This is a genomic window from Sphingobacterium sp. UBA3549, from assembly GCF_002376635.1.
Classification (GTDB): Bacteria; Bacteroidota; Bacteroidia; order Sphingobacteriales; family Sphingobacteriaceae; genus Sphingobacterium.
In genome coordinates this window covers 36,151-53,229 of record NZ_DFOE01000035.1, presented here as the reverse complement: position 1 = coordinate 53,229, position 17,079 = coordinate 36,151, and the positions used below count along the sequence as shown (strand labels likewise).

Genomic DNA, 17,079 nt, shown 5'->3' with positions numbered 1-17,079 from the left:
GGATCTGAGCGATCTTGGACTAATGCACACTAGACATATCGATCTGCGTTTTGCCTTGTTTTATCATCAATACAAAAGGAACGCAAATCAAAAATACAACCCCTAAATACAGAAATACATCCATATAGGACAACACAGTAGCTTGCTTCATCACGTTTAGATCTAATATCTGATACGCTTTGGCCAAAGCTTCATTTGGTGCAAAACCTTTCGCCTGAAAGCTCATTTGCAATTGCTGTACACGCTGCTGCACATCAAACTTACTAGGGTCCAAATTACCAACTAGATCAACACGATGTTTTTGGGTATCCCGGGCGATAAAAGTCGTAATCAATGCAATTCCGAACGAACCACCCAATTGACGCATCATCCCTGTAAAAGCAGCACCTTCACCGATTGATTTACCTTGCAATGTCGATAAAGAAAGCGTCATAACAGGCACGAACAACAATCCCAATCCAACTCCACGTAAAATTAGTGGCCAAAACATGTGCTCCGAACCCGTGTCATTCGTCATTAAACTGTACATCCAAAAACAGAAGCCAAAAAAGATACTGAGTCCTACTGCAACCATGTATTTTTGAGGTACACCATTTTGAATCATCTTACCAATAAACGGCATCATAATACCAGTCATGATCGAACTTGGTAACAACAGCAAACCAGCGTCTGTTGCTGTCCATCCTAATATAGACTGGGTATAAATCGGTATAATAAAAGTAGACCCGAACAGCCCAAAACCGAGTATAAAACTCATCACTACACCAACCTGCAAATTCTTATCTTTCAATACGCGCAGGTTGACGATAGGTTTATCATATACCAATTCCCGCCAGATAAAGAATAACAATCCAAAAGCCGATAAGATCGATAAGCCCAGAATTAAGGAGTCGTCAAACCAGTCATCCTGTTGCCCATGTTCCAATACAAATTGGAGCGATCCGATAAACATAACCAAGAAAATCATGCCGAACCAGTCCACTTCTTTGGCAGACTGTTTTTGGCTATATTTGGGACTTCGGACAAAAGACAATGTCAACAATGTAGCGATAATTCCAAGTGGCACATTAATATAAAATATGTACGGCCAAGAGAAATTATCGATAATATAACCACCCAGAGGTGGCCCTAAAGTAGGCCCAACGATAACCCCCATCCCGTAGATCGCCTGAGCCATACTACGTTTTTCTTTGGGATAACTTTCCGTAATAATTGTTTGAGCTGTAACCAATAAGGCACCCCCACCCATCCCTTGTATAAAGCGAAAAGCGACGAGTTCCCACATATTGGTTGCGTTACCGCACAAAAATGAAGATACGGTGAATATGATAATAGAGGCAGCAAAATAATTTCTACGTCCAAACTGTTGGGACAACCAGCTGGTCATCGGAATTACAATGACATTGGCAATTGCATAAGCCGTTATCACCCATGCTACATCCGTTAAAGTAGCACCCAACGAACCTTTCATATCGTTAAGGGCTACATTGACAATCGTGGTGTCCACAATTTCCAGCAGAGCACATAGCACTGCTGTAATAGTGATTACGACGCGTCGAAAACCATATTCAACCAGACTATCTTGTTGATTTAAATTTTCCATAATTATTGAACATGCACATCTACGTCAGCATTCATGCCCGGTCTGAGCAAAGCCACGTTTTCTGCTTTATTGTCTTTTGTCAATTTAATTTTTACCGGCAAACGCTGCACAGTTTTCACAAAGTTACCCGTGGCATTATCTGGAGGCAATAAAGAGAATCGTGAACCAGTAGCTGGTGAAAAAGAGTTTACTTCGCCTTCAAACTCGATATTAGGATAAGCATCCACTTTAATTCCAACCTTTTGGCCTGGTTTCATTTTTTCCAGCTGCGTCTCTTTAAAATTAGCTACAACCCAAGTTTCAATATTATCTACAATATAGAATAACGATTGTCCCGGATTGACCATCTGGCCTGGTTGCACCTTGATATTGGACACCTGGCCATCTACAGATGCGAGCACCGCCGTATAAGAGAGATTCAATTTAGCTGCTTCGAGCTGCGCATTCGCTCTCTTTATATTTGCCTCTGCAACAGACGTTTGTTTAGAAGCTACTGTTGTTTTACTAACGATTGCATTGCGTTGAGATGCACTTGCATTACGTTGTTGTTGCAAAATTTCAACCTGCTTGTCAGCTTCTAGCTTAGCGGTTAATGCTTGTTCATATTGTTGCTTCGTAATCGATTGGTTGTTGTACAAGTTTTGGTAGCGGATGTAATCATTATTCGCTTGCTTGGCACGAATACGAGCCGCTTCAATACTACCCAAATTAGATTGGATCGTTGCATCAGATATGGCTACATTTGCCGAAGATGCAGACACGTCCGCCTTTGAAACATCAAAACTGCTTTGAGCCGCTGCAAGTGCTGCTAAAGCCTCATCTACGCGAACCTGATAATCCTGGCTTTCAATGGTAAACAAGGTATCGCCTTTTTTTACCAAATCGTTATCCTTTACGTAGACTTTCGAAATGAATCCACCAACACGCGGAATAATCGGACTCATGTTTTTTTCTACTTGTGCGTCATCAGTCGTTTCGTGCGCCTGACCATGCAGGTATTTATAACCACCGTAAGCCCCACCGAAAATAACGAGTGCAGCCAAAACAATGGTGAATTTTTTATTTGTACCTTTTTTCTCAGGTGCGTTTTCTATTGTATTTTCCATGTCTAGATTAATTGCTATTTAATATTTAACGACCCATTTGCCAATAGAAGGTCATAGTATTTTTCGATTGTGTTTGCTTTGCTGATCGCAAGGTTTATTTTACTTTGAAGTTGCTGTACATCTGCCGTCAACAAATCATCTGTATCTGCAATACCGTTATCATACTTATCTTTGGTAATACGATAATTTTCAACTGCCTGATCCAGCGCCTGATGATACACTACATCCTGCTTTTGTGCCAACATGTAGTTTTCGTTCGCCTGCTGTACCTGAACTTTCACCTTGTCGTTTAATAGTTCAATATGTTCATCGATTTCTTTAATGCGATTTTTGGCGACATTAACCTCCCTTTTGTTCTTATAGAGCGAACCTATATCATACGATACCCCCACGCCTATCATCGCTGCATTAGTTACAGTAACCACCTTTTGAAGGCCAAAAGCATTGTAACCTGCCGTTGCAGAGACAGTTGGCATGGCAGCAGCTTTGGTTACTTTCAACTGATCTTCAGCAACCAGACGTTGTGATTCCATGGACTTCACATCCGAACGGGTGCTTCTCGCAGCATCAAATGATGCTTTTAAGCCCAAATCAACACCCCTCACATCCGCTAGATTAATCTGATCCAATTGTGTATCTTCATCAATCTTCAGGAAATTAGCCAATTGATAATTCAGTACCTTGATATTTTTCTGCGCTTCCTGAAGCGATACCTGATAGTTAGATAACTGCAACTCAGCTTTCAATAAGTCATTACGAGCGATCAATCCATTGTCTAACATCGCTTTAAAATCCGAAACCCGCTGCTCAGACTGCTTAATATTTTCTGCAATCAACAAATTGGTTTGCTGAGCCTTATAAAGGCTTAGATAAAGATTCACTGCGCGTATAGCCAATTGTTCCTTACTCGCTACAGCGTTGTATTCTTCGGCTTTCAATATATCTTTTGCAATGTCAATACCTCCCTTAATCCTTCCGCCGGTATAGATTGGCAGGCTTACCGAAGCCTGTCCTAACCACAATTGATTCGCGGCAATATCCGGCGCAGCCCCTCCCTCACCCAATGCCAACTTTAAATTCACATTTGGAGTAGTCATGGCCATGTATTGTCCCCCCAATTTTGCGTCTGGAAGTTGCTTTGATTTGGCGGTTTCGACTTCGAGCTGCCTTCCAAATATCTTGGTATCAGCAGACTTCGCTTCCACGCTTTGATTTGCGGCCAAGTGAATTATCTCTTCCAAAGTCATGTGTTTATTGTCTTGTGCGAATAAACCTATAGGACTTAAAAGCAATAAAGCACTTAAATTGGCCAACTTATTTTTCATATGTCAATAAAGCTTTAATTGTTTTCTGTATAAATTCTGTCAACGTTGTTTCTATATAATGTGCATAGTCTTTATCATTATCGATATGCAACTGATCCTGTAAAAAGCTATGGTTCATCTGGAAATTCATAAAAGTTCCCATCATCATCGAATGAATCAAGATCGGATCATACCCCGCCTTAAATACCCCCTGTGCAACCCCATCATTGATGACGGCAGAGATCACTTCTAAATTGTGTAATTTGAGCTTCCTAAAAGCCTCCGATATAAGCATCCGCTGCTTTAGTGAACTTTCGATGGTAATAATGTGATATAGCTTTCGGTGTGAGTTCATCGATTTAATTGATCGATCCACCATCGCATCAATTTTATCCAACGCATGATCAATACCTGCAAGTTCATCCACGTTGATCATGAAATCAGGAACACGCCATTCAAAGAAAGTATCCAATAGCTTGTCTTTAGAACCAAAATAATAGTTGATCATCGCCACATTGACATTAGCTTCATTAGCGATATCACGTACGGAAGTTCCATCAAACCCTTTTGTTGCAAAAAGACGCTCTGCTGCAAGGAGAATATCAATCTGTTTTTCGTTAAATTCCATTATAAACACCTATCTTTTTAAAGATACATTCGCATCTTAAGCAACGAAACCAAACTCATTGTTATTAAATGCGGGACAAAGTTAAACAAACGTTTAATTTAAACAAATGTTTAATTATTAAATTTATGTAAAAAAAAGACACCTTGTGGGGTGTCTTATAGCTGAGCAAGTTTGTCTGTTTGTTTAAAACTCCGTTTGGCTAGTTAATTGAGTATCCGATAGATCATCTCTTTGAGAATCTCTGCGCTATTAAAATTACTGGGAACATGAACACCTTTCGATTTTAAATCAGTCTCTTTTAGAACATTGAGCACGTCGAAAGTTTTTCTACGATTGTAATTTCTCGCCGCAAGTTCATATTCTTTCAAAAAGAATGGATGTACACCTAATTCTTTTGCAGCAGCGGTCTTATCAATAAGATAATGATATTTTAGAATTTTAGTAAAGTAAGTCGCCACTTGACCAATGACCATAACCAAAGGATTATTTTTGGGATTTGCCACAAAATAGTCGACAATCTGATACGCTTTTAAGACATTCCGTTTTGCTAATGCAGTATTTAATTCAAATACATTATAATCTTTGGAAATACCAATATTACGTTCGACGTCATCCATACTTACTTCCTGATTTTTGGGAACATTGAGCATAAGCTTATCCAGTTCATTGGATATTTTGGACAAATCATTACCGAGATAATCAGCAATCAATACACTAGCCTGGGGATGAATACGCCAACCTGCCTCTTTCATGTAGAATCCGATCCACGGCGCTACCTTATCATCATACAGTTTAGCAGCATCAATCACTAATCCTGCTTTCTCGAACACTTTGTAAATTTTTTTACGCTTATCAAATTTGCCATGTTTATAGCAAAAAACAAGAATAGTCGTTGGTGTAAGATGCTCAAGGTACTTGGTCAACAACTCTTCGGTATCGGACTTCCATTTTAACTCTTGAGCCTCTTTAATAATGATAACCTGATTATCGCTCATCATTGGATATCGTTTAGCCGAATTGACTATTGTAGACATATCAACATCCTTTCCATAAAAAATGGATTGGTCAAACCCCTTTTGTGCGTCGGTCAATACCGTCGCTTCAAGCGCATCAGCAATGGTATCGATAAAATAGCTTTCCTCCCCCTGCAATAGATATACGGGTTTAAAAACTCTGTTTTTGATATCGGATAAGATCGGATGTATGTTCATATGTAAAAACTATCGATATTTTTTGTTTTCTTCGGCCCCAATAAACACTTTTCGTACTGCCCCATGCAAATTTGAGATATATTTTCGACAACTCTTAACGTGCGCTTATGCATCTTCAATAAAGTCTTCAAAATATTCAACCACGGGCATATATGAGAAGCAAAATTACAATTTTAATGGCAAATCAACCCGGAACTTCAAAAAGTTATGCTTTTATATCGTTGTTCACTCCTTAGCGTAGCGGTAAACGACTGGTTTAAAACCGGGAAGATGCAGCGACCGAACTATGGTGGTACATTTATTTCTTTCCCCTAGAGACAGCAAGTTCATAAAGAAAACAGCATATTTCCGACCGAGGCAATTTATAAGTATTGCCGAAATTTTAGTATATTTGTTCATGTTTTCACCTACTCCACTGAACTTGCCTCCGTTTAAAGCTAAAATATCCAAAAAGAACAATGCGATTTATATCTTTGATGAGCTCAGAAAAAAGGATCTGGTGTTAACTCCCGAAGAGTGGGTTAGACAGCATTGGATAAACTATTTGTCCATCAGTAAAAATTACCCAAAATCACTGATGAATATCGAAGGCGGATTAAAACTAAATAACCTTCAGAAACGAAGTGATCTGTTAATATACAACAGCAATGGACATAAGGTCGTTTTGGCGGAATTTAAGGCACCACACATAAAAATTACCCAACAAGTATTTGAGCAAATCGCAAATTATAACACCGTTCATCGCATCCCCTACTTAGTAGTGAGCAATGGCATAAATCATTACTATTGTAAAATTAATTTTAAGACTGAGTCCTATGAATTTTTAGAAGACCTCCCCAGCTACAATGAAATTGGCTAAGGAGCTATGCATGAAACACATAAAAAATAAGCTAGTCTTTACCTTATCGCCTGGCGGTGAGTGGAGCTAATAAAAAAAATGTAAAGTAGATGTAAAACATCTTTTCAATTTATTTGATTTATAAAATATAGTTTTATATTAGTCCTACAGAACAGAAAAAAATAAAAAGATGAATATAGATAAAAACGAATTCAGAAAATATGCAGTAAAGCATCACCGCATTGGAAGTCAGCACGTTGACAGCTTCATTGCTCGCACAGAGACAAGCATTCCTACAAATCTTACACCTTACATTGTTGAAGAACGTCAATTGAACGTTGCACAGATGGATGTATTCTCACGTTTGATGATGGATCGCATCATATTTTTAGGTAGCGGTATTGATGATCAGGTTGCCAACATTATTCAGGCACAACTTTTGTTTTTACAGTCTACCGATGCACAACGTGATATCCAAATCTACATTAATTCTCCAGGTGGGAGTGTATATGCTGGATTAGGGATTTATGATACTATGCAATATATTACTCCAGATGTAGCAACAATCTGTACAGGTATTGCTGCTTCTATGGGAGCTGTGCTTTTGGTTGCTGGTGCGAAAGGGAAACGTGCAGCGTTACGTCATTCACGCGTAATGATTCATCAACCATCTGGTGGTGCTCAGGGCGTCGCAGCGGATATGGAAATCAACTTACGTGAAATGATGAAATTGAAAGAAGAATTATACACCATTATTTCAGATCATTCTGGACAAACTTACGAATGGGTAGAAAAATCTTCTGACCGCGATTACTGGATGAAAGCCAATGAGGCGAAAGAATTCGGTATGATTGATGAGATTTTACTTCCTAAGAAGGAGAATATTAAATAACAATGGCAAAGAATAACGATAGAGACATTCATTGTTCGTTTTGTGGGATAAGCAAAAATGAGGCTCAGATGCTCATTGCGGGCAACGGTGCACATATCTGTGATAGATGCATCCAGCAGGCGGGCGAAATCTTAGCAGAAGAATTAAAACAACGAAAAAGCAAAACATTACAGACTGCTTTAAAGTTGATCCGACCTTTTGAGATCAAAACTCACTTGGATCAATATGTGATCGGTCAGGATGATGCAAAAAAAGTAATTTCGGTAGCAGTTTATAATCACTATAAACGGTTAAATCAGAAAGTGGATAAAGACGAAATTGAGATCGAAAAATCGAATCTAATTATCGTGGGAGAAACAGGTACTGGTAAGACATTGTTAGCAAAGACAGTTGCGAAGATATTAAACGTACCATTCTGTATTGTAGATGCGACTGTACTGACAGAGGCAGGTTATGTTGGCGAGGATGTAGAAAGTATTTTGACACGCTTACTTCAAGCAGCAGATTATGATGTAGCTTCGGCAGAGCGCGGAATCATCTATATCGATGAAATAGATAAAATTGCACGTAAAAGTGATAATCCTTCGATTACGAGAGATGTATCAGGTGAAGGTGTTCAACAGGCTTTGTTGAAGATTCTCGAAGGTACAGTGGTTAACGTTCCACCTCAGGGCGGCCGTAAGCACCCTGATCAAAAAATGATCGCGGTAAATACTAGTAATATACTCTTTATCTGTGGCGGTGCATTTGATGGTATTCAAAAGAAAATTGCAAACCGTTTACGTACACAGACTGTAGGTTATAAAATGAATGAAGACGAAGAGGAAATCGATTTGAATAACTTATACAAATATATTACTCCTCAAGACTTAAAGAACTTTGGTTTGATTCCAGAGCTAATAGGGCGTCTGCCAGTATTGACTTATCTAAATCCGTTGGATAAAGAAACTTTACTGAGTATCTTGACTGAACCTAAAAATGCATTGGTCAAACAATATAAGAAGTTGTTTGAATATGAAGGTATCGAACTAAAATTTGATCCTGATGTTTATACCTTTATTGTCGATAAAGCGGATGAATTCAAACTCGGAGCTAGGGGTTTACGCAGTATCTGTGAAGCCATTATGTTGGACGCGATGTTTGAGATTCCATCAACAAAAGAGCAGACGGGACAGAAAGCTTTGGAAATCACCCTGGACTACGCGAAGAAAAAATTCGAGAAGTCCGATTTGAAAAAGCTTAAAGTCGCTTAAAAAAATCCCGTTCAGCTGAACGGGATTTTTTTTTAAACAATTAAAAATCTTATATTACAATAACAACATACCCATAATGGAATGTTTATAGGAATATAAGAGATTCGAGAAACTAAATTTAATGACTATGACCAAAAAGAAAAGTGCCAAAAGTACCGTAAATAGTCCGATAACACCAGGTTTAAAAAGTAAAGAAGAAATTGTAAACAATTGGCTTCCCAGGTATACAGGAAGACCTTTAGAAGAGTTTGGAGAATACATCCTTTTGACAAACTTTTCAAAATATATACAGCTGTTTTCTGAAATGCATGATAATGCACCCATCTATGGCGAAGATAAACCAATGCAGTCGGTCACCGCTGGCGGAATTACCATCATCAACTTCGGTATGGGAAGCCCTATGGCCGCAACCATTATGGATCTATTATCAGCCATTGCGCCAAAAGCAGTACTATTTCTGGGTAAAACCGGTGGGATCAAGAAAAAGATTCCTGTGGGTGAATTGATTTTACCCATTGCTGCTATCCGTGGCGAAGGAACATCGAATGATTATTTTCCACCCGAAGTGCCCTCCCTACCTGCCTTCGCTATGCAAAAGGCTATATCAACTACAATAAGGGATCATCAACGGGATTACTGGACAGGAACGGTATACACCACCAATCGAAGAGTTTGGGAACATGATAAAGCCTTTAAAAAATATTTGAAATCAATCCGTGCTATGTGCGTTGATATGGAAACAGCAACGATATTCAGTGTCGGTTTTGCCAACAAAATTCCTACCGGTGCTTTACTGCTCGTTTCGGATCAACCAATGGTTCCGGAAGGAGTCAAAACATCTGTCAGTGACGTAACCGTTACGGCGAAATATGTAGAAGCGCATATTAGCATAGGAATTGATGCCTTAAAACAACTTATTAATAACGGGCTGACCGTAAAGCACCTTAAATTTTAGGTTTCCATCTCAATAACATCATATTTTCCTACGGGGGAAAATATGATGTATTCCTTCCCCTAAAAAATTCATTATCAAGTACCTGAAACTATTAATCATTAATATTGATTAATAATTGAACAATTATTAACTCCAATTGGAGATGTTAACAAATGTTAATCTTCACAATAATTAAACTATTTGACGTTTATATTGTAATATTCATATTACACACACATATATCGTAAAAATTAATCAATCATTGTGAAGAAAAAAACATTATCTATTTTCAACGTATCTCTATTGATTTGTTCAGCCTTAGCCACTCAGGTAAGTTGTTATTCAAGTTCTTCAAAAGAAAATAAAAGCAAAGAAAAAAGCGTCGCCTTACCAGTTTATACCGTAAAGAAATCAGATGCAATTACCATCAAGGATTATTTGGGGACAATCGAAGGTAAGGTTAATGTAGAAGTTCGCCCCCAGGTAGAGGGATTACTTCAGGAAATTTATGTTGATGAAGGTTCTTTTGTACAAAAAGGTCAAAAGCTATTTAAAGTTGATCCTTCCACCTATCAGGAAAACCTGAATAACATGATCGCTACAGAACAGGTCGCTAAAGCCAAACTTAAAAATGCACAACTTGAAGTAGACCGATTGAAACCGCTTGTTCAAAATGATGTTATTTCCGACGTCAGACTTTCTTCTGCCAAGTCAGATTATCAAGTTGCCAAGGCAACACTCGACCAAGCTATCGCGGCCGTGCGCTCGGCTCAGATCAGTAAGGATTTTACCGTTATCACAGCACCGGTAAGCGGTTACATTGGCCGGATCCCAAAGCGTATTGGGAATTTGGTATCGAAGGGAGATAAAGAACCCCTCACCTATCTTTCCGATATTCAGGAAGTGTATGTTTATTTTTCCATGAATGAATCTGATTTTCTGTATTTTTCAAAAGCTCAGGCAAAAAAAGATAGCTTAGAAGGTAAGAAATACAACCAGAATCAAAAACTTGTATTTCCCGAGGTGACTTTAGTTCTCGCAGATGGTGAAGAATATGCGAAAAAGGGTATAGTTGATGCGGTCAATGGCCAAATCAACCGTACCACGGGAGCAATCTCCTTACGCGCTACCTTTCAAAATCATGATAACATTCTCCGATCTGGAAGCAGCGGTACGCTTAAAATCGCTGAGATTAAGAAAGGTGTTCTTCAAATCCCTCAGATTGCTGTAAACGAATTGCAAGATAAAACCTTTGTCTATATATTGGACCAAAACAATAAGGCACAGAAACGAAATATACAGCTTTCGGGCAAAAGTAAAAACAACTATATCGTCTATTCAGGTTTAAACGAAAACGACCGTGTTATTACTAGCGGCTTTGACAAATTGACCGACGGTTCACTTGTAACCCCAATTTTACAGAAATAATTATTGATCATTTTTGCATGCTACTTGTGCCAGTGATACTGCGCACTGAAAGTAGCATGTTTAAAATTCTATATATATGCTTAAAACATTTATAAATAGGCCCGTATTGGCCACGGTGGTTTCCATTATCTTGGTTATTTTAGGTCTAGTAGGCCTAAAATTGCTGCCTGTCTCGCGCTTTCCAGAAATCGCACCACCCAGTGTGCTTGTTTCACTCAGTTATCCTGGAGCGAATGCTGAAACAGTGGCAAAAAGTGTTTTATTACCTATCGAAGAAGCCATCAATGGTGTAGAGGATATGACTTACATCAAATCCTCTGCTTCCAACTCAGGGTCTGGGAGTGTTTCTGTTTATTTCAAGACAGGTACCAATCCAGACATTGCCTCCGTTAACGTACAGACTCGGATTTCCAAAGCCATTAGCTCCATTCCCGCGGAAGTAAATGAAGCGGGTATCACCGTCATGCCAAGGCAAACCGGTGTCATTATGACCATCAACTTATACTCCGATCATCAAGACAGCGCCTATGACGAAACTTTTCTACAGGCCTTTGCACAGATTAACCTGATGCGGCCGTTACTGCGTGTAGATGGGGTAGCTCAAGTGTCCCGCTTAGGGGCTAGGGATTATGCCATGAGACTCTGGTTAAACCCCGAAAAGCTCGCCCTTTACAACTTGGTTCCACAGGATGTCACTGACGCGATAAAAGATCAGAACTTTGAGATCGCCCCTGGTAAATTTGGAGAGACTTCAGACGAAGCTTTTGAGACTGTGATCCGCCATAAGGGGCGCTTCACCACACCGGAGGAATTCCAAAATATTGTGATTAAAACCAACGAAGATGGATCAGTGCTCTATCTAAAGGATGTCGCAAGAATAGAATTTGGAGCGACCAATCTAAGTAGCGATAATAAGGTAAATGGACATCCGGGCCTAACCCTCAATCTAACACAGACCAGTGGTTCTAACGCTCATGATATTGATATTGCCGTTAGAAAAGTACTCGAAGAACAATCAAAAACATTTCCAAAAGGCATACACTACGAAGTGACGTACTCGGTAAGGGACCAGATCGACGAATCGATCAACCAAGTCGAACACACACTTTTCGAAGCCTTTATCCTCGTATTTGTTATTGTATTTATTTTCTTACAAGATTTTAGGTCTACCTTAATTCCAGCCATTGCAATCCCGGTATCGCTGGTAGGAACGTTCTTTTTCCTGCAACTTTTTGGATTTTCACTGAATGTCCTAACCATGTTTGCCTTGGTATTAGCCATTGGAATTGTGGTGGATGATGCGATCGTTGTCGTTGAGGCGATCCACGAGAAAATGCACAGTACAGGATTAAAAGCCCGAGCGGCGACATTGTCGACGATGTCCGAAATTACAGGCGCCATTCTGTCAATAACTATGGTCATGGCCGCCGTATTTTTGCCCGTTGGATTTATGGAAGGGCCGGCTGGAATCTTTTATCGACAGTTTGCTTACACACTGGCAACGGCAATTCTGATTTCAGCACTCAATGCATTGACTTTAAGCCCTGCACTATGTGCACTCTTACTTAAAACGCCACAACATCACAACGATCAAAAAACCAGCAAGATAAATCAGTTTAAAAACCGGTTCTTCAAGGCGTTCAACACCTCTTTTGATCGACTTACTCTACGATATGTTGCCGTAGTAACAGTTCTCATCAAGAACAAGAAAATAGCCTGGACAGGTTTAATTTTGATTACGGCACTCGGCGCATTTTTTATGATCAAAACCCCTAAAAGTTTTATTCCGACCGAGGACGATGGTTTTATCACGTACAATATTGCCCTCCCTCCTGGTGCGTCATTGAGCCGGACAACGGAAGTACTTCATCGTGCCGATAGTATTTTAAAGAAAAGAGAGGATATCAATGGAATGACGACAGTTTCAGGTTTTAATGCCCTAGATGGCAGTTCAAGTCCGGCATTTGCCGCTGGTTACATTACCCTAAAACCCCACGCTAAGCGTGAGCATATCCAGAATATCAATGCCTTTATGGATACCATCAGAAAAGATCTATCCCAAATTAATGAAGCCACGTTTACGGTATTCCCTCGCCCTACTGTGCAGGGTTTTGGAGACTTTGCCGGAATTGAAATGGTTCTTCAGGATCGGATGGGTGGCGATATCAGAGACTTTAATACTATCGCCGACACATTTATAAACCAGCTCAATACTTTACCAGAGATACGAAGCGCCTACACAAGCTTCAAATCCAACTTCCCGCAGTATGAAGTCAATATTGATGCTGTGAAAGCAAAATCCCTAGGGGTCGATATCAAAGATCTAATGTCCACCATCAGATCTTACTTTGCACGCGTACAAGCGAGTGATTTCAATCGATTTGGCCGCCAGTATCGCGTTTATGTCCAATCGGATTTTGATTTCCGTAAAGATCCCGAATCCTTCAATTCAATTTTTGTACGGAATAGCAAAGGTGAAATGGTTCCTATAAATACACTCCTGACCTTAGAAAAGACAGTAGGACCCGAAACAATAACCCGTTATAATCTGTACAACGCTATCGCTGTGAATATCACTACTGCCGACGGTTACAGTACAGATGACGCTATGCAGGCTATCCAAAAAATGGCCGATAGCAACCTTCCTGGGAATTATGGATTTGAATGGACGGGCATGAGCTACGAGGAGAGCCAATCTGGCTCACAGACCGCGCTGATTTTTGCACTTAGTATTCTTTTTGTATACTTCCTGCTTTCGGCTCAATATGAAAGCTATATCCTTCCGTGGGCAGTACTATTGTCAATACCAGTGGGACTGATCGGCGTCTTCGCTGTCATCAACCTGGTGGGACTCCAAAACAACATTTATGTTCAGGTAGGGCTCATCATGCTTATTGGTCTTTTGGCCAAAAACGCAATTCTGATTGTAGAATTCGCCGTCCAGGAGCGTAAAAATGGTAAGAGTATCGTCGAAGCAGCCATCAATGGATCCAAGCTTAGATTAAGGCCTATCTTGATGACCAGTTTGGCATTTGTAGCCGGTCTAGTACCACTAATGTGGACGGTAGGGCCATCAGCTATCGGCAATCACTCCATCAGTTTCAGCGCCGCCGGCGGTATGCTCTTTGGCGTAGCGTTTGGTATCTTCATCATCCCGGTATTATTTGTCGTATTTAAAAGCTTGGATGAAAAACTACATGATAAACTAGCTAAACAAGAGGAAGAATAATGAAAAACATAAAAAAATATATTTCGGGAATCGGTATAATCATAGGCCTATTAGGAATGATGAACGCCTGTAAAGTAGGAAAAGATTATGTGCAGCCCAAAGTAAAACTTCCTGAAAATTTTCGTGGCGACACACTAGACCTCTTCGGAGACACCTCCAGTATGGGACTAATTCATTGGAAATCTTTCTTCCACGATCCGACGTTGAAGTTATTAATTGATTCTGCATTATCAAACAATTTTGAGATGAGGACAGCCTTGCTCAACCTGCAGATTTCAAACCGGCTATTAGCGCAAAATAAGGCTAATTACTTACCGAGTGTAAATGCAACCATTGCCAATGGAAACCGGACTTGGCGATCGCAGGATTTTGGCAGCGGCCCACTGACCAAATACTATGATCAAAAAGGTGAAAAAGCACCTCAAAATATGTTCGTCTATCAGTCAATGTTTGGCTCAGACATTAACTTTAGCTGGGAAATAGATATCTGGAAGAAGATAGGAAGCAAACAAGAGAAACTATTGGCCGAATATTTGGATACCGAGGAAGCAAAAAACGCTGTACAGACCTCCATTATAACTTCGGTAGCAAAAGGCTATTTCAATCTTCTGATGCTTGATGCTAAAATAGAAGTCGCTAAACGTAACGTCCAATTAAACGATAGTACGCTCCGCATGATCAGGTTACAATATGAAGCTGGTGAAATCACCGCTTTGGCGATCCAACAAACACAATCGCAGCGTCTCTTGGCTGCGTCCCTTGTACCTGAACTGGAAAAGGAAATTGTCATTCAGGAAAATGCCCTTCAGACACTAACCGGAAAATTGCCCGACAATATCAATAGAGGCACCTCTTACGAGCACCTCTTCGCCGAGAGCAAAGATATCTCCCTCGGTTCTCCATTAGAGATTCTTCGCAATAGACCTGACATCCGATCATCTGAGCTCCAATTGATGGCTGCCAATGCCAACGTTAATATCCAACAGGCCATGCGTTATCCATCCTTAACTATCGGTGGCGTATTAGGGGTTAATAGCATGCTTCCAAAAAATTGGTTCAATATTCCTGGAGCATTACTCGGCGGAATAACTGGAAATCTAACCACTCCTATTTTCAAAAACAGAACATTAAAAACACAATATGAAGTAGCCAAATTGGAACGAGATAAGGCTGAAATTCAGTTGCAGCAAAAGGTTGTGGAGGCAGTAGCCGAAGTCTCTAATGCAGTTGTTACAGTAGACAAACAACGTGAACAATTATCTCTGGTAAAAGAAAGAGTGGATAATGCGCAACTTGCGGTAAAAAATGCGAATCTACTCTTCAAAAGCGGATATGCCACTTATTTAGAGGTCATTACTGCGCAAAGCAATGCATTAAACAGTGACCTTGACCTTGTGGAGTTAAGACAGCAGCATTTAGATGCATTTGTAGATCTTTACCGCGCACTTGGCGGAGGTTGGAGATAAAGATTTAAAACTTTACTTTTGTCGTATGACTCCAGAGGAATTACAACAATATTTTAAATCCAAAGACCTTCCTGATAAGCTGGAAATACAGCAGGACATGCAAGTCTTCGACGTGAAACGCTTCTTAAGCACAAGCTTCATCCATGTAAGCTTATGGAAAAAAGACTTAAGTAAATGTCCGTCCTGGATTAGACTGCTAAAATTCAAGGATGCTTTAGAAACCAAAGAAAAAGCCTAACAGATGTTAGGCTTTTTTTTTTGTAGCTTTTTATATTCAAGAAGCAAGTTGTTTCATTAATAAAGGCATCTGCTCCTTTGAAAAAATCTCTTCTGCCCCAGCGTCCCGCATTTTCATCCGTTCATTTTCATCACTGCTCGATGTCAGACCGAATATTCTGACGGAGGGAAACTTTTCTTTCATTATTTTTGCCGTTTCTATTCCGTTTAGCACGGGCATATGTAGATCCAGTATACATATCTGAGGAAGTTCATGTCCGTTGTCATGGAGGTAGTCAATTAAGTCCATCCCATTAGAAGCACAATAAACCAAATTCAATAAATGAGATTGAGTCATTGCGCGCATCAGTATATGATGAATCAATGCATCATCAGCATAGACAATCGTACATTTACTTTTGATATCCATTTGAAAAAACCGTCATTTAGTAATTATAAAAACAATATTATATAAATATGTAATAAAATAAAAAATACAGAAAAATTTAGTAATAATAATGTCATTATGCAGTTTTATGTCAAAATATCTACTATTAGTAATTCAACAATCTTTACATGTGATTTATTCAAAAAGAACACCATAGGTAGCAGATCTTTCCGTATAAATAGTATGAGGAAAGATTAAATAAAAAAGAGCGGAAGATCAGTAGAACACCTGCTAAAAGTCATCTTCAATAATTTCGGCCACTCTTCCTATTTGGCCGTCCGTCAATCTCACTTTAATTCCTCTCGAATGATAAGAGGATGAGGTCAACAAGTCCTTCACAATCCCCTCTGTAAGATTTCCAGTACGTTGATCTTTTTTTAAGATGATATTCACCAACATACCAGGCTTTACATCTGCTCTATTTCTTCCATCCATGACCAAACTTAGAAAAATTGTTTTTCAAATGCAATATAAATAGAGAATTTATTGTTGTAAAAATCTTCATCCTAAAGGCTGTAATACA

15 protein-coding genes are annotated in these 17,079 nt (G+C 39.5%); 8 read left to right on the top strand and 7 right to left on the bottom strand.

Going from position 1 to position 17,079, the window contains the following annotated elements:
* Window positions 1-19 precede the first annotated feature (19 nt).
* The 5 genes from B2W36_RS17810 to holA form a co-directional block, all read right to left on the bottom strand.
* Complete coding sequence (locus tag B2W36_RS17810; RefSeq protein ID WP_209574471.1) at window positions 20-1,603, bottom strand: MDR family MFS transporter; 1,584 nt, start codon at window positions 1,601-1,603, stop codon at window positions 20-22.
* A gap of 2 nt (window positions 1,604-1,605) precedes the next feature.
* Window positions 1,606-2,709: an HlyD family secretion protein gene (locus B2W36_RS17805; protein WP_209574472.1), complete on the bottom strand. Its 1,104-nt coding sequence runs from the start codon at window positions 2,707-2,709 to the stop codon at window positions 1,606-1,608.
* Between the two features lie 14 nt (window positions 2,710-2,723).
* Window positions 2,724-4,034, bottom strand: a complete 1,311-nt coding sequence (locus tag B2W36_RS17800; RefSeq protein WP_293889011.1) for a TolC family protein — start codon at window positions 4,032-4,034, stop codon at window positions 2,724-2,726.
* The gene (locus tag B2W36_RS17795) at window positions 4,024-4,641 is read right to left on the bottom strand and encodes a TetR/AcrR family transcriptional regulator (protein ID WP_209574476.1); all 618 of its coding nucleotides are present in this window, start codon (window positions 4,639-4,641) and stop codon (window positions 4,024-4,026) included. The genes B2W36_RS17800 and B2W36_RS17795 overlap by 11 nt, the downstream gene beginning before the upstream one ends.
* A gap of 203 nt (window positions 4,642-4,844) precedes the next feature.
* Window positions 4,845-5,852, bottom strand: coding sequence for a DNA polymerase III subunit delta (holA, locus tag B2W36_RS17790; protein WP_293879321.1), 1,008 nt, complete (start codon window positions 5,850-5,852; stop codon window positions 4,845-4,847).
* A gap of 397 nt (window positions 5,853-6,249) precedes the next feature.
* Here holA and B2W36_RS17785 point away from each other — a divergent pair, with 397 nt between their 5' ends.
* The 8 genes from B2W36_RS17785 to B2W36_RS17750 all read left to right on the top strand — a co-directional run bounded on the left by B2W36_RS17785 (window position 6,250) and on the right by B2W36_RS17750 (window position 16,130).
* A complete protein-coding gene (locus B2W36_RS17785; protein WP_293879323.1) occupies window positions 6,250-6,711 on the top strand; it encodes a type I restriction enzyme HsdR N-terminal domain-containing protein in 462 nt (153 codons plus the stop codon).
* A gap of 169 nt (window positions 6,712-6,880) precedes the next feature.
* Window positions 6,881-7,582, top strand: coding sequence for an ATP-dependent Clp endopeptidase proteolytic subunit ClpP (clpP, locus tag B2W36_RS17780; RefSeq protein ID WP_209574482.1), 702 nt, complete (start codon window positions 6,881-6,883; stop codon window positions 7,580-7,582).
* A 2-nt stretch (window positions 7,583-7,584) separates the two neighbouring features.
* Complete coding sequence (gene clpX / locus B2W36_RS17775; RefSeq protein WP_209574484.1) at window positions 7,585-8,835, top strand: ATP-dependent Clp protease ATP-binding subunit ClpX; 1,251 nt, start codon at window positions 7,585-7,587, stop codon at window positions 8,833-8,835.
* A 121-nt stretch (window positions 8,836-8,956) separates the two neighbouring features.
* Entirely contained in the window at window positions 8,957-9,790 is an 834-nt protein-coding gene (locus tag B2W36_RS17770) for an AMP nucleosidase (RefSeq protein ID WP_293879326.1), read from the top strand.
* Window positions 9,791-10,033: 243 nt separating this feature from the next.
* Entirely contained in the window at window positions 10,034-11,197 is a 1,164-nt protein-coding gene (locus tag B2W36_RS17765) for an efflux RND transporter periplasmic adaptor subunit (RefSeq protein ID WP_293889008.1), read from the top strand.
* Window positions 11,198-11,273: 76 nt separating this feature from the next.
* Complete coding sequence (locus tag B2W36_RS17760; RefSeq protein ID WP_293879330.1) at window positions 11,274-14,426, top strand: efflux RND transporter permease subunit; 3,153 nt, start codon at window positions 11,274-11,276, stop codon at window positions 14,424-14,426.
* Entirely contained in the window at window positions 14,426-15,892 is a 1,467-nt protein-coding gene (locus B2W36_RS17755) for an efflux transporter outer membrane subunit (protein ID WP_293889006.1), read from the top strand. The genes B2W36_RS17760 and B2W36_RS17755 overlap by 1 nt, the downstream gene beginning before the upstream one ends.
* A gap of 25 nt (window positions 15,893-15,917) precedes the next feature.
* Window positions 15,918-16,130, top strand: a complete 213-nt coding sequence (locus tag B2W36_RS17750; protein WP_293879334.1) for a DUF6965 family protein — start codon at window positions 15,918-15,920, stop codon at window positions 16,128-16,130.
* 36 nt (window positions 16,131-16,166) lie between these two features.
* Here the strand turns inward: B2W36_RS17750 and B2W36_RS17745 are convergent, their stop codons facing one another.
* Window positions 16,167-16,538, bottom strand: a complete 372-nt coding sequence (locus B2W36_RS17745; protein WP_209574494.1) for a response regulator — start codon at window positions 16,536-16,538, stop codon at window positions 16,167-16,169.
* Window positions 16,539-16,787: 249 nt separating this feature from the next.
* Window positions 16,788-16,991, bottom strand: coding sequence for a YwbE family protein (locus B2W36_RS17740; RefSeq protein WP_070565526.1), 204 nt, complete (start codon window positions 16,989-16,991; stop codon window positions 16,788-16,790).
* Window positions 16,992-17,079 lie beyond the last annotated feature (88 nt).

Excerpts from the sequence above, each read along its gene's own strand:
- B2W36_RS17785 (WP_293879323.1), top strand. The coding sequence starts at position 6,250 with ATGTTTTCACCTACTCCACTGAACTTGCCTCCGTTTAAAGCTAAAATA.
- B2W36_RS17805 (WP_209574472.1), bottom strand. The coding sequence starts at position 2,709 with ATGGAAAATACAATAGAAAACGCACCTGAGAAAAAAGGTACAAATAAA.
- B2W36_RS17795 (WP_209574476.1), bottom strand. The coding sequence starts at position 4,641 with ATGGAATTTAACGAAAAACAGATTGATATTCTCCTTGCAGCAGAGCGT.
- B2W36_RS17745 (WP_209574494.1), bottom strand. The coding sequence starts at position 16,538 with ATGGATATCAAAAGTAAATGTACGATTGTCTATGCTGATGATGCATTG.
- holA (WP_293879321.1), bottom strand. The coding sequence starts at position 5,852 with ATGAACATACATCCGATCTTATCCGATATCAAAAACAGAGTTTTTAAA.
- B2W36_RS17810 (WP_209574471.1), bottom strand. The coding sequence starts at position 1,603 with ATGGAAAATTTAAATCAACAAGATAGTCTGGTTGAATATGGTTTTCGA.
- B2W36_RS17750 (WP_293879334.1), top strand. The coding sequence starts at position 15,918 with ATGACTCCAGAGGAATTACAACAATATTTTAAATCCAAAGACCTTCCT.
- B2W36_RS17770 (WP_293879326.1), top strand. The coding sequence starts at position 8,957 with ATGACTATGACCAAAAAGAAAAGTGCCAAAAGTACCGTAAATAGTCCG.
- B2W36_RS17800 (WP_293889011.1), bottom strand. The coding sequence starts at position 4,034 with ATGAAAAATAAGTTGGCCAATTTAAGTGCTTTATTGCTTTTAAGTCCT.
- B2W36_RS17760 (WP_293879330.1), top strand. The coding sequence starts at position 11,274 with ATGCTTAAAACATTTATAAATAGGCCCGTATTGGCCACGGTGGTTTCC.
- B2W36_RS17755 (WP_293889006.1), top strand. The coding sequence starts at position 14,426 with ATGAAAAACATAAAAAAATATATTTCGGGAATCGGTATAATCATAGGC.
- clpP (WP_209574482.1), top strand. The coding sequence starts at position 6,881 with ATGAATATAGATAAAAACGAATTCAGAAAATATGCAGTAAAGCATCAC.
- B2W36_RS17740 (WP_070565526.1), bottom strand. The coding sequence starts at position 16,991 with ATGGATGGAAGAAATAGAGCAGATGTAAAGCCTGGTATGTTGGTGAAT.
- clpX (WP_209574484.1), top strand. The coding sequence starts at position 7,585 with ATGGCAAAGAATAACGATAGAGACATTCATTGTTCGTTTTGTGGGATA.